Source organism: Streptomyces sp. NPDC001070 (genome assembly GCF_053598835.1).
This window is the reverse complement of record NZ_JBSFLB010000049.1, coordinates 14,153-32,417: the sequence shown is the minus strand read 5'-3', so window position 1 is coordinate 32,417 and position 18,265 is coordinate 14,153. Positions and strand designations below refer to the sequence as shown.

The 18,265-nt window shown below is 70.9% G+C and carries 21 protein-coding genes and 1 pseudogene; 8 read left to right on the top strand and 14 right to left on the bottom strand.

The features are described 5' to 3' along the window. Positions 1-63: 63 nt before the first annotated feature. Together ACWDAS_RS37995 and ACWDAS_RS37990 are read right to left on the bottom strand one after the other, a co-directional pair. Positions 64-999, bottom strand: a complete 936-nt coding sequence (locus ACWDAS_RS37995; RefSeq protein WP_450400108.1) for a M56 family metallopeptidase — start codon at positions 997-999, stop codon at positions 64-66. Positions 1,000-1,011: 12 nt separating this feature from the next. Next, the gene (locus ACWDAS_RS37990; protein WP_450400107.1) at positions 1,012-1,395 is read right to left on the bottom strand and encodes a BlaI/MecI/CopY family transcriptional regulator; all 384 of its coding nucleotides are present in this window, start codon (positions 1,393-1,395) and stop codon (positions 1,012-1,014) included. A 135-nt stretch (positions 1,396-1,530) separates the two neighbouring features. Here ACWDAS_RS37990 and ACWDAS_RS37985 point away from each other — a divergent pair, with 135 nt between their 5' ends. Both ACWDAS_RS37985 and ACWDAS_RS37980 read left to right on the top strand, forming a co-directional pair. Continuing rightward, the gene (locus ACWDAS_RS37985; protein ID WP_450400105.1) at positions 1,531-2,187 is read left to right on the top strand and encodes a DedA family protein; all 657 of its coding nucleotides are present in this window, start codon (positions 1,531-1,533) and stop codon (positions 2,185-2,187) included. A gap of 152 nt (positions 2,188-2,339) precedes the next feature. Continuing rightward, on the top strand, positions 2,340-3,176 hold the full coding sequence (locus tag ACWDAS_RS37980; RefSeq protein WP_450400102.1) for an undecaprenyl-diphosphate phosphatase: 837 nt from the start codon (positions 2,340-2,342) through the stop codon (positions 3,174-3,176). 12 nt (positions 3,177-3,188) lie between these two features. Here ACWDAS_RS37980 and ACWDAS_RS37975 read toward each other — a convergent pair whose 3' ends face one another. Continuing rightward, positions 3,189-3,875, bottom strand: coding sequence for an IS5 family transposase (locus tag ACWDAS_RS37975; RefSeq protein WP_450400099.1), 687 nt, complete (start codon positions 3,873-3,875; stop codon positions 3,189-3,191). A 282-nt stretch (positions 3,876-4,157) separates the two neighbouring features. Here ACWDAS_RS37975 and ACWDAS_RS37970 point away from each other — a divergent pair, with 282 nt between their 5' ends. Continuing rightward, positions 4,158-4,379, top strand: a complete 222-nt coding sequence (locus ACWDAS_RS37970) for a hypothetical protein (RefSeq protein ID WP_450400097.1) — start codon at positions 4,158-4,160, stop codon at positions 4,377-4,379. A gap of 57 nt (positions 4,380-4,436) precedes the next feature. Here the strand turns inward: ACWDAS_RS37970 and ACWDAS_RS37965 are convergent, their stop codons facing one another. Together ACWDAS_RS37965 and ACWDAS_RS37960 are read right to left on the bottom strand one after the other, a co-directional pair. Further along, a complete protein-coding gene (locus tag ACWDAS_RS37965) occupies positions 4,437-5,747 on the bottom strand; it encodes a sensor histidine kinase (protein WP_450400144.1) in 1,311 nt (436 codons plus the stop codon). A gap of 115 nt (positions 5,748-5,862) precedes the next feature. After that, positions 5,863-6,552, bottom strand: coding sequence for a response regulator transcription factor (locus tag ACWDAS_RS37960; RefSeq protein ID WP_450400095.1), 690 nt, complete (start codon positions 6,550-6,552; stop codon positions 5,863-5,865). Positions 6,553-6,724: 172 nt separating this feature from the next. Here ACWDAS_RS37960 and ACWDAS_RS37955 point away from each other — a divergent pair, with 172 nt between their 5' ends. The 4 genes from ACWDAS_RS37955 (at position 6,725) to ACWDAS_RS37940 (ending at position 10,575) form a co-directional block, all read left to right on the top strand. Then, complete coding sequence (locus ACWDAS_RS37955) at positions 6,725-8,095, top strand: glycosyltransferase family 4 protein (protein WP_450400093.1); 1,371 nt, start codon at positions 6,725-6,727, stop codon at positions 8,093-8,095. After that, positions 8,092-9,555, top strand: a complete 1,464-nt coding sequence (locus tag ACWDAS_RS37950) for a hypothetical protein (RefSeq protein WP_450400091.1) — start codon at positions 8,092-8,094, stop codon at positions 9,553-9,555. Before ACWDAS_RS37955 ends, ACWDAS_RS37950 begins: the two co-directional genes overlap by 4 nt. A 185-nt stretch (positions 9,556-9,740) precedes the next feature. Next, positions 9,741-10,016: a BlaI/MecI/CopY family transcriptional regulator gene (locus ACWDAS_RS37945; RefSeq protein WP_450400088.1), complete on the top strand. Its 276-nt coding sequence runs from the start codon at positions 9,741-9,743 to the stop codon at positions 10,014-10,016. A 112-nt stretch (positions 10,017-10,128) separates the two neighbouring features. After that, on the top strand, positions 10,129-10,575 hold the full coding sequence (locus ACWDAS_RS37940; RefSeq protein ID WP_450400086.1) for an alpha/beta hydrolase: 447 nt from the start codon (positions 10,129-10,131) through the stop codon (positions 10,573-10,575). 270 nt (positions 10,576-10,845) lie between these two features. Here the strand turns inward: ACWDAS_RS37940 and ACWDAS_RS37935 are convergent, their stop codons facing one another. From ACWDAS_RS37935 to ACWDAS_RS37910, 6 genes and pseudogenes are all read right to left on the bottom strand, one after another. Continuing rightward, positions 10,846-11,832 carry an ABC transporter permease gene (locus ACWDAS_RS37935; protein ID WP_450400084.1) on the bottom strand — a complete coding sequence of 329 codons (987 nt, stop codon included), beginning with the start codon at positions 11,830-11,832 and terminating at the stop codon, positions 10,846-10,848. Beyond that, positions 11,829-12,734, bottom strand: a complete 906-nt coding sequence (locus tag ACWDAS_RS37930) for an ABC transporter ATP-binding protein (protein WP_450400081.1) — start codon at positions 12,732-12,734, stop codon at positions 11,829-11,831. The genes ACWDAS_RS37935 and ACWDAS_RS37930 overlap by 4 nt, the downstream gene beginning before the upstream one ends. Then, positions 12,731-13,126, bottom strand: coding sequence for a GntR family transcriptional regulator (locus ACWDAS_RS37925; RefSeq protein ID WP_450400142.1), 396 nt, complete (start codon positions 13,124-13,126; stop codon positions 12,731-12,733). Before ACWDAS_RS37925 ends, ACWDAS_RS37930 begins: the two co-directional genes overlap by 4 nt. A 715-nt stretch (positions 13,127-13,841) precedes the next feature. Continuing rightward, positions 13,842-13,997: pseudogene (locus ACWDAS_RS37920) on the bottom strand (transposase); the annotation flags it as partial. Positions 13,998-14,308: 311 nt separating this feature from the next. After that, positions 14,309-14,992, bottom strand: coding sequence for a hypothetical protein (locus ACWDAS_RS37915; protein ID WP_450400079.1), 684 nt, complete (start codon positions 14,990-14,992; stop codon positions 14,309-14,311). A 106-nt stretch (positions 14,993-15,098) separates the two neighbouring features. Next, complete coding sequence (locus ACWDAS_RS37910) at positions 15,099-15,986, bottom strand: hypothetical protein (protein ID WP_450400077.1); 888 nt, start codon at positions 15,984-15,986, stop codon at positions 15,099-15,101. Positions 15,987-16,555: 569 nt separating this feature from the next. Between ACWDAS_RS37910 and ACWDAS_RS37905 the strand changes: the two genes are divergently transcribed. Beyond that, positions 16,556-16,960 (top strand): transposase, encoded by a 405-nt coding sequence (locus ACWDAS_RS37905; RefSeq protein WP_450400074.1) that lies wholly within the window; start codon positions 16,556-16,558, stop codon positions 16,958-16,960. On the opposite strand, the gene ACWDAS_RS37900 is transcribed toward ACWDAS_RS37905, so the two are convergent. From ACWDAS_RS37900 to ACWDAS_RS37890, 3 genes are all read right to left on the bottom strand, one after another. Continuing rightward, positions 16,944-17,201 carry a hypothetical protein gene (locus tag ACWDAS_RS37900; protein WP_450400072.1) on the bottom strand — a complete coding sequence of 86 codons (258 nt, stop codon included), beginning with the start codon at positions 17,199-17,201 and terminating at the stop codon, positions 16,944-16,946. The two genes, ACWDAS_RS37905 and ACWDAS_RS37900, sit on opposite strands and share 17 nt — an antisense overlap. A gap of 6 nt (positions 17,202-17,207) precedes the next feature. Next, the gene (locus tag ACWDAS_RS37895; RefSeq protein WP_450400070.1) at positions 17,208-17,441 is read right to left on the bottom strand and encodes a hypothetical protein; all 234 of its coding nucleotides are present in this window, start codon (positions 17,439-17,441) and stop codon (positions 17,208-17,210) included. A 196-nt stretch (positions 17,442-17,637) separates the two neighbouring features. Continuing rightward, complete coding sequence (locus tag ACWDAS_RS37890) at positions 17,638-18,219, bottom strand: TetR/AcrR family transcriptional regulator (RefSeq protein ID WP_450400067.1); 582 nt, start codon at positions 18,217-18,219, stop codon at positions 17,638-17,640. Positions 18,220-18,265 lie beyond the last annotated feature (46 nt).

Below are 18,265 nucleotides of genomic sequence, written 5' to 3'. Positions count from 1 at the left end.
TCGCCGGAGGGCTGCCCGGCTCTGGGGGCCGCCGGCCGCTGCGTGCGGGCCGTGACGTGCCCGTCAGGCCCCGACGGCTTCCAGCAGGAGGTGAAGGTCGGTTACGGCATCGACGGTGGACATAGCCGCCGCTGCCAGGAGTGCGGCGGTGGCGGCGGCGAGGGCGGGGTGGTGGCGAAGCGGTGGTGCGAGGAGGGCGGCGACCCGGCGGGGTACGGGGCCGGCTTTGGTGAGCGGGGAGGAACCGAGGCCGAGGATGCCCAGGGAGGTCCATGCGGGCCGGGCGGGAGCGCGGTGGGCGGCGAGAGCCGCCCTGCCGACCGCGTGGGCCACCCGCTTGCGGTCGCCTGTGCGGGCGACGGCGTTCTCGTCGGCCCAGCGTTCGATGGTGTAGGTCACGGCGGTGGCGAGCGGGCGCAGGAACGGGTTGGCGGCGGCGCCGAGCTGGGCGAGTGCGACGAAGGCGTAGTGGTGGCCGGTCAGGTGGGCTCGTTCGTGGGCGAGCAGGATGTCACGCTCGGAGGCGTCCAGAGTGCGGAGCATGCCGGTGGAGACCACCACACGGCCGGGCAGGCCGGGGACCGCGAAGGCGTCGGGGATCTCGTCGTCGACCACGACCAGGCCGTCGTCCCCGGGCATGCACGCCGCCTCCAGCGCGGCGGCCGCCAGTGAGCGGGCGCGACGCCAGAGCATGCGGGCGGCCGTGAGGATCGCCGCGCCCAGGAGCAGGCCGGCGATCAGCGCCACGGACACCTCCGCAGGGTCGTTCCGCTGCGCTGCCCCGGCCGACCAGTGGCCGAGGGAGGCCAGCTCAGGGATGCGGATCAGGCCGGTGATGGCCAGCAGGCCCAGTGAAATCGTGCCGGCCGCGCCGAGGACCACACAGACGGCGGTGAGCAGCCACGTGGCCAGGCGCGGATCGCAGCGATCCGACAGAGGCCGTGTCCCGAGCGGGGCCAGCAGCGACAGCAGCAGCGGGAGGTAGACGGCGATGCGCATGCAGGCGCCCCTCTACGGATTCTGGTCCGGGCCGAGCAACTGGCGCAGCAGTTCCGCGTCTGCGGACGACAGGCCGTCGGCGAACCGGGCGAGCACGGCCTCCCGGTCAGGCCGCTCCTCCAGGACGGAGCGCATGCGACGGGCGGCGAAGCCGGGCTCGTCGGTCACGGGAGCGTAGGCGTAGGCCCGGCCGCGCTGGGTGCGGGTGAGGAAGTTCTTGGTGTGCATGCGGGTGAGGATCGTCACCACGCTGCTGTAGGCGAGCTCGCCTCCGAGACGTTCGGCGACCTCGCCCGGGGTCAGCGCGCCGTCGGCCTGCTGCAGCAGGCTGAGGATCTCGGCCTCGCGTTCACCGTTGGCCCGCTTGGGGCCGCGGCCTTCCATCGGGGTGCTCATGGGGTTTGCCGGTCCCCCCTCTCGTGTTCTACGGTCGTGTAAAACTTCTACGGCGGTGTAAAGCGTCGCCTCCCGAGTGTGCCATGCGCCCCTGCCAGGTGGTCCAGCCCCTGGCCCGCGTACGGCAGGAAAGGCTTGCCGGTGCCCCTCGCCCTCAATCCGCTGGACGCCACGTCGCTGCTGACCGCGTTCGGCACGGCGGGTGTCTTCCTGGTGCTGTTCGCCGAGACCGGGCTGCTGATCGGGTTCTTCCTGCCCGGCGACTCCCTGCTGTTCACCGCCGGACTGCTGTGCACCACAGGGGCCGGCGGCATCCACCTGTCGCTGCCCCGGGTGCTGATCGCGGCAGCGGCCGGGGCACTCCTGGGAGCGCAGGCCGGCTACCTGATCGGCCGCCGCGCCGGCCGCACCCTGCTGGGCCGGGCCCGCAACCGGCACCTTGTCGAAGGCGTGGCCCGGGCGGAGGACCTGCTCGCCCGCTACGGCCACGGCAAGGCGATCGTCTTCGCACGCTTCATCCCCGTCGTGCGAACCGTGCTCAATCCGCTGGCCGGCATCGTCCGCGTACCGGCCAGGACGTTCGCCCTGTGGCAGATCGCCGGCGGACTGGCCTGGACCGTCGGGCTGGTGCTCGGCGGCTACGCCCTCGGGTCCACCATCCCCAACGTCGACCACTACCTGCTTCCCGTGGTCGGCGTGATCGTCGTCCTCTCCCTGCTGCCGCTGGCCCTGGAGGTACTCCGCTCGCGCCGCACCCGAGCCGACACGGAGCCGGCACGACGCCCGGCGTGAAGATCACATAGCCCATCACGACCTTCACGGGAGGCGGCGGTACCGCCAGCTGCTTCCCGCCACTGACCCCGGCCGCGGTCACCTGGTGGACCGACCCCGCCACACTGCCCGCAGCCGGCGCGACCACCCGGCGATCACAGAAACGGACCCCCATGAGCGCCATCAGCGTCGGCCAGGCCGCAGTCCTGGGAGTGGTCGAAGGAGTCACGGAATTCCTTCCCATCTCCTCCACTGGCCATCTGAAGATCACCGAAGGGCTGATGGGCATCCCCGTCGACGACACCTCCGTCGTGGGCTTCACCGCGGTGATCCAGGTCGGGGCGATAGCGGCGGTGCTCGTCTACTTCTTCAAGGACATCGTGCGGATCGTCTCCGCCTGGGGCCGCGGCATCGTCAACCGCGAGGAGCGGTACCACCACGACTACAAGTTCGCCTGGTGGGTGATCTACGCGACCATCCCGGTCGTCGTCGTCGGCCTGGCGGCCAAGCGGCTCATCGAAGGACCGCTCGCTTCGCTGTGGGTGGTCGCCGGTTCGCTGATCGTCGGCAGCGCCGTGATGTGGGCCGCCGACCAGATGGGCCGCCACAAGCGCGGCGAGGACGACACCACGCTCAAGGACGCCATGCTCGTCGGCTCCTCGCAGATCCTCGCCCTGCTCTTCCCCGGCTTCTCCCGCTCCGGCGCGACGATGTCGACCGCGCTCATCCTCGACTTGGACCGGGTCGCCGCCACCCGGCTCTCCTTCTTCCTCGGCATCTCCGCGCTGACCGGCGCCGGCCTGTACGAACTGAAGGACGCAACCAGCGCCGGGGTCGGCCTCGCCCCCCTCGTCGTGGGCACCGCCGTCTCCTTCGTCGTCGCCTATGCTTCCATCGCCTGGCTGCTGAAGTTCGTCGCCAAGCACTCCTTCAACGCGTTCGTGATCTACCGCGTCGTCGTCGGCGTTCTGCTGTTCGGACTACTTGCCGCAGGCGCGCTCAACACATGAGGAACCGAACGCCTAGGACTTGTCCGGTCGATCATGTCGGAGCCAGATGACGAGGGCTGCTGGGGTGGCCGTGCCCAGGAAGACGTAGCCGCGCTTGTCGTATCTGGTGGCCACGGCCCGGTGTTGCTTGAGTCGGTTGATCGCCCGTTCGATGGTGTTGCGTTGCTTGTATCGCTCTTCGTCGAAGCCGGGTGGTCGTCCGCCGTGTGAGCCCTTACGTAGGCGGGCGGCCTGGCTGTCGGTCTTTTCCGGGATCGTGTGCCGGATGCCACGGCGCCGCAGGTAATCCCGAATAGGGCCGTTACTGTAGGCCTTGTCCGCCGCGACACTGTCCGGCTTCTTGCGCGGCCTGCCCGGACCGATCTTGGGGACGCGGATCATGTCCAGCACCGCCTTGAACTGGGTGCAGTCCGCCCGCTGGCGCGGCGTGATGAGCAGGGACAACGGGCGGCAGCGGCCGTCCGCGCTCAGGTGGAGCTTGCTGGTGAACCCGCCCCGCGAGCGGTTCGCCCTCACTTCCTGCACCACCTCCACCACGCGGGCGTGCAGGCTCTGCCACGCGGTCTCGTCCTGGTGTTCTGCCTGTTCGGCCCCCTTTGACGCGGGCGCCGGCGGCGGATCGGTGCGGGCACCGGCAGCGTGCTGGGGCGCTCGGACAATGGTGGAGTCCGCCGAGGGGCCTTGGGGCAAGGCCCCCACCTGAGTTACACCGTTCGTTGGGATCTGTCTCACATCCGGTGGTAACGGAGCGTCATATCCGCTGAATCTGGTTCCGGGAGCCTTTCCCGCAGTTTGAAGCGCGGTCGCAGAGCGTGAATCTATCTCTCACGCGGGGCCATCCGAGACGCGTTGGCCCATGCAATATGTCAACCGACCAGCACTTTTTACTCTGCGCACCCAGCCTCGCGTTGCGTTACTACCGGATGTGAGACAGAGCCGTTCGTTGGACAGGCCCGTTGCTGGCATGAATGACGAAGGGCCATGTCATTCTCACGCGACCACCAGGAGGACGAGGCGGGCGCGCCCAAGGGCAACGGCGGTGGCGGCCGCCCCGAGCGCGGTCCGCGCCCCGACCGTTGTGGCGGCACCCCGCCCCGGCAGCCCCGCGGCGGCGAGCGTTCCGGCCCCGGCGGTGTTATGGCCGACGCGCCGCACCGCGCCGGTCTCGACAAGGGCTTCGGCGGCGGCAACGGCCGTCGCTGACAGCGCAGGCCACCGTGCGAGCGGCCGCGGGGGAGCACCCCGCGGCCGCACGCACCTTCAGTCCCTGGCCGCGCAACCGACGGTGAAACCGATGACCGCGCCGCCGCCCGGCCGGTTGCGGGCGAAGGCGGTGCCGCCGTGGGCGACGGCGATCTCACGGACGATGGCCAGCCCGAGCCCGGAGCCGGGCAGGCTGCGTGCCGCGTCCGCGCGGTGGAAGCGGTCGAAGATCCGCGGCAGGTCGGCCTCGGGCACGCCGGGGCCCCGGTCCCGCACTTCGACGCAGGGCCCGACGACCACAGTCTCGATCGGCTCCGCCCTGCCGGGGGCGAATTTGGCGGCGTTCTCCAGCAGATTTCCCACCGCCCGCTGCAGGGCGGCCGGCCGCCCTCGGACGACGGTGTCGTCGGCGCGTACGACGATCTCCCGGCCAGTGCGGCGCCCGGCGATCTCGGCCGCCCTGGCCGCCACGTCGGCGAGCGCGACCTCGACCGGCTCTTCGTGGTCGCGGTTCCCCGCCGCGAGTTCGACCAGTTCGTTGACCAGGTCGGTTAGTTCACGGGTCTCGGCGGTCATGTCCTCGACCAGCTCCGCCCGCGCCTCCGGCGGCAGCCGGTCGAAGCGGCGCAGCAGGGAGACATTGGTGCGGAGCGAGGTGAGGGGGGTCCGCAGTTCGTGTCCCGCGTCCTGGACCAGGCGCCGCTGGTCCTCCTCGGAGCGGGCGAGCCGCCCAAGCATGTCGTCGATGGCGCGGCCCAGCCGGCCCACCTCGTCCCGGCCGGCGACGGGCACCCGCACGTCCAGGCGCGCGGTCCGCGCCACGTCCTCGGCGATCCCGGTGAGCCGCACCAGGCGGCCGGTGATCCGGTGCGCCAGCCACCAGCCGACCATTCCCGCGCCGAGCAGGACCACGACCACGAGCAGCAGCGTGCGCTTCTGCAGATGGCGCAGGAGGTCCTCGGTGTCGCTGAACTGCTGGCCGATCTGGACCGCACCGCGGCCGCCGCCCAGCGCGACGGTGGCGATGCGGTAGCGGTCCTCGCCGACTGCGGCCTCGTACCGCACGGTGAGCGCCGCCGTGGCCCGGCTGGCAGTGGCCCGATCGGCGGCGGACACCGGCAGGGCGGGGCTGCCCCTGTCCGCGATCTCCCCGCCGGGGCCCAGGACCTGGACATCCGTGCGGGTGGGCCGGTTCAGTTCGTCGCGCGGACCGTCGTGGTCGGGGTCGGCGCCGAAGTAGTCCTCCGCGGACAGCCGCTCGTGATCGACCTGGTGGCGCAGGTCGGTCACCTGGTCCGAGAAGACCTGCTGCTGGTCGACGCGTACCAGCCGGGCCGCCGCGTCGTAGCCGAGGTAGCCCACAAGCATTGTCACGGCCGCCGCCATGGCAGCGAAGGACACGGCGAAGGCGGTGCGCAGGCTGAAGCGCAGGACGGGTGCCGGCGTACGGCGGAGGCCTGGGGGTCGGGGCAACTGGGGCAACTCACTCCTCCCGGAGGGTGTAGCCGACGCCGCGGACGGTGTGGATCAGGTGCGGCCGGCCCGGTAGGTCCACCTTGCGCCGCAGATAGCCGATGTAGACGGTGAGGTTCTTCGAGCCGGGGCCGAAGTCGTAGCCCCAGATCCGCTCGTAGATCGTGGTGTGGTCCAGCACGATGCCCGCGTTGCGGGCCAGCAGCTCCAGCAGGTCGAACTCGGTGCGGGTGAGGTCCAGCTCCTGCCGTCCCCGCCATGCGCGCCGTGCCGAGGGGTCCAAGCGCAGGTCCGCGGCCTCCACCGTGCCGTCCTCGGCGGGAGCCAGCTCGGGGACGGCCCGGCGCAGCAGGGCGCGCAGCCGAGCGAAGACCTCCTCGACCTCGAAGGGCTTGGCCACGTAGTCGTCCGCGCCGGCGTCGAGCCCGGCGACCCGGTCTGCGGTCTCCACCCGTGCGGTGAGCATGAGCACCGGTGTCCGGTCGCCCTCCGCGCGCAGCACACGGCACACCGCGAGCCCGTCGACGCCGGGCATCATCACGTCGAGCACGACAACATCGGGCCGCTCCCGGTGCACGGCGGCCAGCGCCTCGATCCCGTCCGGAACGGCCGTTACGCGGTAGCCCTCCAACTCCAGGGCACGCGCGAGCGACGTGCGGATCGCTCGGTCGTCCTCGGCCAGAAGCACGGTGTTCTTCACCCGGTCAGTGTGCATGGACGGCGGGACCGACCAGCCGCCCGGGGGCCGCCGACCGGGCCTCTTACCTCCCTCTCACCTTCGTCACGCGGGGCGCTTACCTCCCTCGGCCACGGTGTCGGCTACGCCGGGGGAGCCGCGTTCCTCCCGGACACCCCGGCCGGAGAGAGTCCGTATGAAGATCGCGTTTCTGCTGCACAACGTCTACGGGGTCGGCGGGACCATCCGCAGCACGCTGAATCTCGCCGCGGCCCTGGCGGTGGGCCACGATGTCGAGATCGTCTCGATGATGCGGCACCGAGAGGAGCCGAGGTTCGCTGTCGATCCCCGGGTACGGCTGGTCCCGCTGGTGGACACCCGGCCGGACGGCACGGACGTGCGGGACCCGCGGCACGGCCGGCCCTCCCGGGTCTTCCCCCGGTCCGACAACCGGCACCACCAGTACAGCGAGCTGGTCGACGTGCGCGTGGAGGAGTATCTGCGGCACACCGGCGCCGACGTCCTGATCGGCACCCGGCCGGGGGTCAACGTCTATCTCGTCCGCTTCGGTCCGCGCCGGGCGCTGCGCATCGCGCAGGAGCACCTGAGCCACGACGTCCACGGCAAGCGGCTCAACGCCGACCTGGCCCCGCACTACCGGCGCCTGGACGCACTCGTCACCATGACCGAGGCGGACGCCGCCGTCTACCGCCGGCGGATGCCGCTGCCCGGTGTGTGGGTGCTCGCCGTACCGAACAGCGTTCCCGAGCCGCCCGGGCCGCCGTCCGAGGGCACTGCCAAGGTCGTCGTGGCCGCCGGGCGGCTGGCGCCCGGCAAACGCTACGACCTGCTCATCGAGGCGTACACCGCTGTGGCGGCCGAGCACCCGGACTGGCACCTGCGCATCTACGGTGCCGGCGGCGAGCGCGAGCGCCTCGAACACCGCATCGCCCGGCTCGGACTGGAGGACGCCGTTCGGCTGATGGGGCTGCGCTCGCCGATCGAGCCCGAGTTCGCGAAGGCGTCGATCCTCGCCGTCTCCTCCGACGCCGAGTCCTTCGGCATGACGATCGTCGAGGCGATGCGCTGCGGCGTGCCCGTGGTCAGCACCGACTGTCCGCTCGGTCCCGCCGAGATCATCCGCGACGGGGTCGACGGCCGCCTCGTACCGGTGCGGGACGTGACCGCACTCGGCGCCGCCCTGAACGAGCTCATCGAGGACGAGCCCGGCCGGCGCCGCATGGCTGCCGCGGCCATGGAGAACTCCGCACGCTTCGACCCGGGGTTCATTGCCCACCGCTACGAGATGCTCTTCGCCGAACTTGACGCCACCCGCGGCGAACGCGCCCGCCGGCGGTTCCGCGCCGCCGCCGGAGGCCGTACGCGCGGGGTGCTGCGTAGGACGCTGCGCCGGGCGCGGCTGCTCGGCACCGCCCGCCGGATGTCCCGTCGCCTCGGTGAACTCAGGGGGCCCGGCCGGCCGTCCCCGCTCCTCCCGTCCCGGCCGTCCCGCCCCGGAGAACGGCCCGGACGGGAAGGCCGGCCGGGACGGGAGGGCAGGACATGACCACGAAGACCGCCACTGTCCTGCCCGACCCACCCGCGAAGCCCCCGAGATTCCGTCCCGACCCCCGGCTCGCGGCGGTGGCAGCCGGCTACGCACTCCTCCAACTCGTCCTCGCGGTCCCGCACGTGGGCCTCGGCTGGGACGAGACCGTGTATGTCTCCCAGCTGAACCCGCGCCATCCGGCCGCCTTCTTCAGCGCCCCGCGCTCGCGCGGGATCAGCCTGCTCACCGCGCCCTTCGCCGCTGTCACGGAATCCACGCCCGTGCTCAGGACCGCTCTGGCCCTGCTGTCCGCCGTAGCGCTGTACGCGGCCTTCCGCGTGTGGCGCCCGCTGGTGGGACCTGGTCCTGTCGCCCTGGCCGCGCTGCTGTTCGGCGGCCTGTGGGTCACCGTCCTCTACGGGCCGCAGGCGATGCCGAACCTGTGGGTGGCGCTGGCAGCGGTGGCCGCCGCGGGCTGGTTCCTGCGCGGCCTGGCCCCGGATGCGCCGCGGTGGGTGCTCGTGGGCCTGGCGGGCGCCATCGCCGCCGCCACCTTGTTCCGCACCCCGGACGGTGTCTGGCTCGCGCTGCCGCTGCTGGCGGCCTGTGCTGTGGTGCGCGGTCCGCGCCGCCCCGTCATGGCGCTCGCGATCCTCGCGGGGCTCGCCGTGGGCGGCGCCGAATGGATCGCCGAGGCGTACATCCGGTGGGGCGGGATCGGCGCCCGGCTCCACGTCTCCAGTGCCACCGAAGGCGGCATGGGCGCCCACTGGGCCGGTGGCCACGCCCTGCGCAGCCTGAACGGCCCGCTGCTGTGCCGTCCCTGCGACGTGCCGCTGACGCACCCGGTGCTCACCCTGTGGTGGCTCGCCCTGCCGATCCTCGCCGCGGCCGCCTGCGTGCCGGCGCTGCGGACCGGGCGCCCCGCCACGACGTTCCTGCCCGTCGCCTGCGCGGCCGCGCTCGCGGTCCCGTACCTCCTTCTGATCGACTACTCGGCTCCGCGCTTCCTGCTGCCCGCTTACGCTCTGCTCTCCCTGCCGATCGCCGCGGCGGCGCTCACCTTCGCGGCACGCATGCCGACCGTGCGGGCACGCGCCGTCGCCACGGGGGTCATGGCCGCGCTCCTCGTGGCGCACCTGGCCGGCCAGTTCACGGTGCTGCACCACAACGTCGCCCGCGCCCGCACCACGGCCGGTCACTACCGCAGCGCCGCAGACGGACTGCGCCGACTCGGCCTGCGGCCGCCGTGCCTGGTCACCGGTACCCACGCGCTGCCTGTCGCCTACTACGGGGGCTGCGCCTCGGCCGAGACGTCCGGGAACAACCGTTCCACGACCCTGCCCGCCCTGCTGCGCCGGATGGTACGGGAGCCCTCCGCCGTTCTGACCGGCCGCGGGCAGCAACCGCCGCGCTACGCCCGCGACTGGACCGGGCACCGGCTCGCGGGCACCGGCTGGGTCGCATACGTGCCATGAGACGGACACCTGCTTTACGTCTCGTAGTAGCTTGGTGGCCGTTGGTCGGCGCGTACGAGCGGAGAGGTGGGCGTGAGCAGCGACGCGAGCGGTCCGGGGACGGCAGGCTGGCGTGCCCGCTGAGAGCTCGAGAGCGAGGTGCTGGCCACCTTGTGGGTGGCCGGTGAACCGGTGGCCCCGGTGCGGTGCGTGAGCGACTGCACGGCGACCCTGCGTACACCACGATGCTGACGATCCTCACCCGGCTCCACGACAAGGGCCTGGTCACGCGTGAACGCGCCGGGCGCACCCGCCTCTACGCCCCGGTACGCGACGAGGCGGCCCACACCGCGGCCGCCATGCGGGCGCTGCTGGTGAAGGGCAGCGATCGGGCCGCGGTCCTCGCCCGCTTCGTTTCCGAGCTGCCCACGGACGACGAGGAGCTCCTGGAGCGGCTGCTGCACGCGGACACCGGGGAATGACGCGTGCGGATCGACGTGTACCTACCGCTGCTGCTCAGTACCGTCCTCGGTGCGGCGGCGCCGTGGGCCGGGAGCAGACTGCCGCCCCGGTCGGCGACCTGGCTGCTGAGCGGTGCTCCTGCAACCCATCGGCAGCGACGGTGACACCGACCCGGGCGAGCAGTCCATGACGGCGGTCAACTGCCTGATCTCTGCACTCGAACCGCGGTCCACACCCGCCCAGGCACTTGCGGCACTCACCGAGTTCGTGAGGGCCGCGCCTCAGTTCGGCGCGTTCTGCAACGAGGACCTCTCGACGCGCGCCAGCTGGCCGGCCCGGCCGACCCAGTCCTCCCGCCACATCACCGCCCCCGGCGCCGCCCCCACCCTCGTCGTCGGGACCCTCCGCGACACCGCCACCCCCACCAACCAGGCCCAGGCCCTGGTCGACCAGCTCTCCTCGGGCCGGTTCCTCACCTGGGACGGCGACGGTCACACCGCCTATCAGCGGGGCAGCACCTGCGTCGACGACTACCTGCTCCACGGCCGGCTCCCCACGGCCGCCACCGTCTGCACCTGACACGGCGCCCTATCCCCGGTCGGATGGGTTTGCGGTGCAGCGGCCGGGTGCTGGTGGTCGTTGCGATGGAGGCACGCTGCCGGCGTGTCGAGGTGGGTTTGGTGCTGTGGTTGCGCTGGGTGCTGCCTCTGCTGGCAGTTGCTGGGGCCTTCTCGTCGTGGACTCGGCCTTCCTTGTCGCGGGCGGTCTGGGATGTGTCGAGTGGGGTGTTTGTTGGTGTGGTCGGGTGTGGTGGGTTGCCGGCTGGTTGTGTTCGGTGCGGGATGCGGTTTAGCGGGTGCGGGCCCGCAGGACCCGGAAAGCGGCCAGGGCCAGGACGGCGGTGGCGGCCAGGAGGATCGCGGTCGCGGTCAGTTGCAGGGGCCAGTAGTGGGTGGCGGGGTGGTAGTCGTGGTAGAAGCCGGTGGCATCGAGCTTGTTGTAGACGGTGCGGCACTGGGGGAAGTAGGCGTAGGGGCCGCAGTCGGTGGTGAGTGGGTGGCGGGCTCCGGTGGAGGTGAGGAAGCCTTCGCTGACGGTGATGCCTTCGCCTGGCAGGCCGTTGCCGTCGCCCAGGTTGCTGACGCTGGTGACGGTGGGCCACAGGCGCGGCAGGGCGGCGTGGAGGGCGGTCCATGTCAGGGCCACGGCGAGCGGGGCGGTGGCGAGCGCGGCCAGGGAGTGTCGCCAGGCCAGTCCGGCGAGGGCGCCGGCGGCGAGGGCGAGCAGTGCGAGGGCCACCAGGACGGGGCCGTTGGTGTAGAAGGTCGGGGTGTCGTACCAGGCCTTGATGGTGTCGATACGGCCCTGGGACGCAGACCACATCAGGTGGTGGAGCAGGACCAGCAGCCCGGTCCCGGCAGTGACGGCCACGGCCGGTGCGGTGAGTTTCGCGGCGAGCCAGCGGGCCGGTGAGACGCCCTGTGTCCAGGCGAGCTTGGCGGTGCCGTTCTCCATGTCACGGGCGGTCAGGGCTGCTCCGGCCCAGGCGGCGACCACGACGGGGAGGGTGAGGAGGGCGAAGGTGGCGTACAGGTAGACGTGTTTGTACCGGAAGATTGCGCCTTGGTCGTACGAGCAGTGTGAGGAGCCGCAGTTGGACTGGCGCCAAGCCTGCGCGGACGCGTCGGTGAGCGGTCCGCCCAGCCACAGCAGCATCGCCGACAACGCAATGACGAGGGCTACCCAGATGTACAGCGCCGGGCGGTGCAGGCGCAGCAGGGCGCGGAGCGGGCCGAGGGCAGTGGTGGGCCGGTGGGGGACGGTGATGGTGGTCACGAGAGTGCTTTCTGGGTCTTAGCCGGGGTGGTGGTCGAGCGGGCGGGGGTCTGCGGGGCGCGCAGGTGGGCCAGGACGAGTTCCTCGAAGGAGGGCCGGTCGGCCTGCAGGCCGTGGGGCAGGGGGTGGTCGGCGGTGTGTACCAGGGCGGTGAGTTGGCGACCGGTGATGCGGGACTCCACCACCGAGTCCGCCGCCAGGCGGTCCTTGGCCTCCGCGGGGCCGGTGACCACGGCGTAGGTGTTCAGCAGGTCGTCGATGTCGCCGGCGAGCTGGATCCGGCCGTCCCTGACCAGCAGGAGCTGATCGCAAGCTCCGTCGAGTTCGGCGACCACGTGCGAGGACATCACGATCGTGGTGCCGTACTCGGCTGCCTGGGCCAGCAGCGCTCCCATCAGCTCGTGGCGAGCCAGCGGGTCCAGGTCGGCCATCGGCTCGTCCAGCAGGAGCAGTTCGGGTTTCTTGGCCAGGCCGAGGGCGAGGGCGACGCGGGTGCGCTGGCCGCCGGACAGGGAGCGGATGCGGGCCTTGGGATCGAGATCGCCGCCGGCCACGATCCGCTCTGCGGTGGGCGCGTCCCAGTGCCCGGGGTTGAGGTCGGCGCCCAGCAGGAGTGTTTCCGCGACGGTGAGCTGCGGGTACAGCGGTTTGTCCTGGGCCACGAACCCGACCCGGGGCCGGACGGATGCCGCGGGTGCCCCGAACACCGTGAGCGTGCCCTCGGTCGGTGCCGCCAGCCCCGCCGCGAGGGAGAGCAGCGTCGACTTGCCGGCGCCGTTCGGCCCCACGACGGCGCACACGCCCGCGGCGGGCAGCCGGAACGTGCAGTCGCGTAGCGCCCACGTGCCGTGCCGGCCGTACCTCTTGCCGAGGCCGGCCGCCTCGATGACGGTAGCGGTCATCCTTGTTGCCTTTCGGTGTTCTCGAAGTGCTTGTCCAGTACGGCGACGAAGAGCGCGCACGCGTCGTCCCGGTCCAGGCCCGAGGCGCGGGCTCGTACCGCCCAGCCGCCGAGCTCCGCGCGCAGCAGGGAGTCCGCCGGCACGGCGCCGAGCGCCTTGCGGACGAACGTGCCCACGCCACGACGGGCCTCGACGAGTCCCTCGCGTTCCAGTTCGCGGTACGCCTTCAGGACCGTGTTCGGGTTGATGGCGGTCGCTTCCACGACCTCTCGGGCCGTGGGGAGCTGGTCGCCGGGTTCCAGCAGCCCCAGGCGCAGGGCGCGCTTGGTCTGCTGGACGATCTGCAGGTAGGTGGCGACGCCGGTGCGCCGGTCGATGCGGTACTCCACCACCGCGACCACCATCCTTTCACTAATTGATTAGTGAAAGGATGGTGGCGGCCGGGGCTCGAAGATGTCAAATCTTGAACGTTTCCTTCGGTGGCCGCCCGGTCTGCCTCCAAGGGTGGGGTCCGCCTCCCGGCGCGGCCTCAGCCTTGAGAGCGGCTTGCGCCCTCCGCCAAAGGGATGAGCCGGCCCTGCCCCCGCCTGCAGGCACGCCGGGGGTGATGGACGCAACGCGGTTCGTGGTGCTGACCGGCCGGTGGGCGGGAGCCGGGCCTGGTGGTGGACGGCCGGCGCTTGGGTGGAATGGCGCGGGGCTGCTGCGCACTGGTGGGGGAGAGGCTGACCGTCGGCTGTGACGCGGTGGGTGCGAGCCGGGAGAGTAGGCCGGTGTGGTGGTGGTGACGTGGCGGGGCCGGTTCTGTCGCAGGCACCTGCCGGCCCTCACCGGGCCCTGCGTCCCCGCCCACCCGACCTGGACGAGTGGATCGTGGACATGGCACTCACCGCCCGCTGCCGCGAGCACCGCCGACACAACGGCGTGATCGGGCTCCTGCCCGTAGCCGCGGCGGCGCCCGCCCGGCGGCACGACGGGCCCGTGCCGCTCGTACCGAGCCAGGTAGGCCGACCTGGCATTCCCGGGCATCGGTAAGGGCATCGCGACGGTGGCGATGCCGTGCGTGAACGCGGCCTCCGCGCAGCACCACCGGTTTCAGCAGCTGCCTTGGTACAGGATCGCGTTCACGATCTCCCGCATCGCGTAGGCGCCCTGGTGACCGCTGACCGAGCGGTGCCGGGCCTTCCACGCGGTGATCACCGGCTCGATCAGTGACCATTGCTCATCCGATAAGTCACTCGGATACGGCGTGCGTTCGCTCACCCCGCTACCCCAGCAAACCAGCTACCGCGGATCGGCAACTTCCGCCCGCACCCACACCATCAGGCGACGACAGAAATGCCCATAGGCTCACGAACCGCCCTCTAGGTTCTCCGGCATCACCAATTCGGCTTCAGAGAGCTGCAGATCAAAGGCTTTGGGACGGAACGGCCCCAAAGTTCAGAGAAGTGGCCAGGACGCTCCGGGTTGCGGCAAACCAGAGGTGCGCTCGTGCGTCGCGGTCAGTGAACGTGACGGCTCCGGCAGCCAGGAGGGCAAGGGGGGACCGAACCAGTCCAGGACCAGGCATTGCCTTATCGCCTGGTTGCTGGTGCGGTCTGCGCGGCCGCCGATTTCGGTCCACAGGAAAGACGTGCAGCTTCCCGCGCGACGGTCAACCACTTGCTGGCGTCCTGGACCCGCGTGCCGCACTCAAGGCTGCCCCCACCCTCGATCGTCCAGCTCTTTGCATGCCCGATGGTCACGGCTTTAGCGCCTGGGCATGTGTACCGGAAGTCCGCTTCTACGATGTGCGCCTCTTCGTACTCCACATAGCGGCCTGCCGATTCTGAGGAGATGGCCCGGCTTGCGTTGGGGTCTTCTGGCTTTCTGCCGACGTCGGTGAAAGCAAGGCTGGCGGCGTCGTCGCCCTCCTGCGCCTCGCCTATCCACTTGGCCAGGGAAAACAGCACATCACGCGCCGGCAACGCTGGGCCGCTCGCCGAAACGGAAGTCACGGGCCATGACACCCGGTTCTTGGGTGCCGTCTCTTTGAACGTGCCGCCGTCCTTGCCGAGGGTCTGCACCCCGGAGAGGGCGGTGAGCCTAAGAGGCTGCTCGACGTTGAACCACTGGTAGGTACCGTTCGCGCATGCCCTCGGGCCCAAAGCTGGAGCCGTCGCCGACGCCTTCGGTTCGGTGTGCGTAGCGGTTGCGGTGCACGCACCAGTGCTCGCGACCGCCAAGGTGGCGACGAAAGCGGCGATCCAGCGCCTCATGGCGATTCCTCACGCGATCTCATGGCTCACGGCCCCTCGCTGATGGAGCCAGGGCCGCCGGGTGATCGCATAGTAGGCGCATGGCGTAGACGGCCGTCTGGCGGTGTCAGCCGCGGTCTTCCCAGTCCTGCGCGCAGAACCGGGCCTCGCTGACCACGGCGTCCCCGGCTCTGGCGGCCCGCACATACATGTTGGACCCGTCCGGCCCCAGGTCGCCGGCGCAGCCGATGAGCAGGTGGATCTGCTGTTCCTCGATGTACTTGGTCAGGGCCGCGTCGACAGTGGACAGCGTCCTTCCGATCAACTCGATGCCGGCGAAGGCGACCTGGGGGCCGGTGCGCCCGTGCAGGGTCACGGCCCCCAGGGTGGGGATCCCTTCCGGATACCAGTAGTGGGCGGTCACCCCAGCGCTGTGGAACCGTTCTTCTTCCAGGCACCACTGCCCGGGCTTGTTACGCCAAAAGTAGGGGTAGTGGCCTTGGCGAACAGTTGGTTCCTCACCGTCCAACGCGGCCGCCACCTGCTGCGGAAGCATCCCGAACCGCAGTGGACCGACGTTCTCCAGCGGCGTGTAATCCCAGCGTGGCCTGTCCTGGTCAGCCTTCACCGGCCACGCTCCCGGGTTCGTCTCCCGCTCGCGGACATCCCGCCACTGGATGACCGGGTCGGCCCCGTAAGGATCCGCGGCCAGTTCCGGGCCGACGAGCAGGGCATCGGTGATCACCGCGTCCCTCCGCTCCGCCCAGCCCTCCGGATGCTGCCCCCACTCCAGCGTGGCGCCCATGGACACCCCCCATGCCGCGACCTCGGGATCACCGCTCCAGTTCACCCCGACCGCTACTGCCTCCCTGCGGGCGAGATCCTGAATGTCCGAGCGCACCTCGGACGGCGCCCGGGCGATCAGGTCAACATCCCGCAGTGGCACCTGCGGGCCGTCCAACGCGTGGACCGCCACAGCAACCAGTCGCGGTCCCTGCCCGTAGATCGCGGTCACCCCCACCTCGCTGTACCGCTGCCACGACAACCGGTCCGCACTGCATTGTGATACGTAGGCGACCGCCCCATCCAAAGCCGCCACAACCTGGTCGGGACTCATCCCGAACCGCAGCGGACCCACCCCCACCAACGGATCAAGCTCCCACCGTGCACGCTCCTCAGGTGTCCTGTTCCACCAGCGCATCCCAACCCCCGCGATCGATCCGAACAGCCCGGCAGTTTCTGCCGGTGATCTTGTCGGCCACCCTAAGCACGCCCTCTGACAAAGAGGCCGTAGGCGATGTCGCCGGTGGCAGGCGTGACGGCGCGACTGGTCCTGACCTCGGCGATCTCCTCAACAGCGCCCGAGACCGCCGCCCCGACAAGTTGGACGCCTTCAAGCCCTACCTGCAGCAGCAGTACGCCGCAGGTATCACCAACGGCCGCACCCTGTACCAGTAGATCCGCGAGCGCGGATTCCGCGGCGGCTACTGGACACTCACCCCCTACCTGCGCACCCTGAAAGTCGGCACAGCCCCAGCCGCACCAGCGGAAATCCCGAGCCCGCGCCGGATCACCGCATGGATCGTGCGCAACCGGGGCCGCCTCAGCACCCGGGAGGTCGAACACCTGGACCAGGCCTGCCTCGCCTGCCCGGACATTGCGCGTGCCTGCGGGCTCGCCCGGGCCCTCACGGACCTCGTCCGTAACCGCCGAGGCCAATTGCTGCCCGACTGGATCCGTCAGGCCGAACAGTTCGGAGTTGTCTCGGTCGCCAAGTTCGCCGTGTTCCTCCGCCAGGACTTCGATGCTGTCATGGCAGGCCTCATCCTCGAATGGGGCTCCGGCATCGTCGACGGTCACGTCAACAGGGTGGAAACGATCAAGAGAACCGTGTATGGCCGGACCTCGTTCCCGGCTTGTGGGGATCCGGATCCTCATCCGTCTCTGAGCCGTCTTGCCCTTCGGTCAGCCGTCAATGCTGAGCGCTGATCTGCCGTGAAAGCCCCTCGAAGAACTGTTGAAGGCTGGCTGCGGCGAGGTCGAACTGATCGGACCACGAGGCGGTGGACGACCTCCAGACTCGCCCTGAGCCTGCCAGCGCGAACAGATGGCCGCCGCCGTCACTGGCGAAGACCACGCCGGGCTCTTCCCGGTCGATCTGGACAGCCCCGAGGTTGCGGAAGTGGTCGGCGACCAGCGAAGCCGGATGGACGAAGCAGCCGTGCTCCACATCGGACTAGGAGACCTCTTCGATCACCCGGTACATCGTGGTCAGGTCCGAGGGAATCGGCGTCAGCTCCACGAGCGCGTCAGTGGCCTGATGGCTGGGTTCCGTAGCGAGCACGACCACGTTGCTGCCCGGCTCGTACCCATGACGTGCCTGGAACGACTGACTCAGCTTGGCGAGCGCCGCCTGCGCATGCCCGCACCAGCCGCGAAGCCACTGGGCATCGAGCCGTTCGTCAGCCACGGTCACTTCCTTACGCCTACGCCGGTATCGGGTGGTGATCCACGGTCATCGCGGCTTGCGGGGCGGGTGCCCATCCGGGGGTGCGGGGCCCGGCGGTCTGCGGCTGCGCCGTGTGGGCGCCGGTGACCGGTGACGGTGCCGCCGGCAGGCGACGGGGCCCCGAGGAATGCGGCTGCGTGCCCGCCGGGGCGGTGTGTCAGACCTTGGCGAGCCGGTCGACCAGGAGGTCCACCCTGCGCTCGGCGTCTTCCGGTGGCAGTCGTCCCGCCCGGGTCAGGGTGGCCAGTCCGTGCAGGGCCGCCCAGAACACCTCGGTGAACAGTCCCGGGTGGACGCCGTCGCCGGCGACGGCGCTGAGGGTTTCCAGCAGGGCGGCGAAGGCGTCCTTCAGCGGCTGCGGGGTGTCCTCGTTCGCGAACGCCAGGCCGCCGTCGAGCTGGAACATGGCGTCGTAGACCGCGGGGTTGTGTTCGGCGAAGTCGAGGTAGGTGCGGGCGAGGGCGGTGACCTGGGTGCGGGGGCTGTCTGCGGCGGCGGAGGCCGCGGCCCGCAGTGCGGCGGCCATCTCGGCGGCGCCCTGCAGGGCGACGGCGCCGATGATCTCGCGCTTGCCGCGGAAATGGCTGTAGAGGACGGGCTGGCTGTATTCGATGCGCTCGGCGAGCTGGCGGGTGGTGACCGCGTCCCAGCCCTGCTGCTCGGCGAGTTCGCGGGCTGTCGCCACGATGAGGCGCTCGCGGACCGCCCGTTCGCGTGTTTTGCGTTCCTGTACCGACATGACCCGATCCTAGCATTGCTAGACAAGCAAGCGGCAGCAGGCTAGC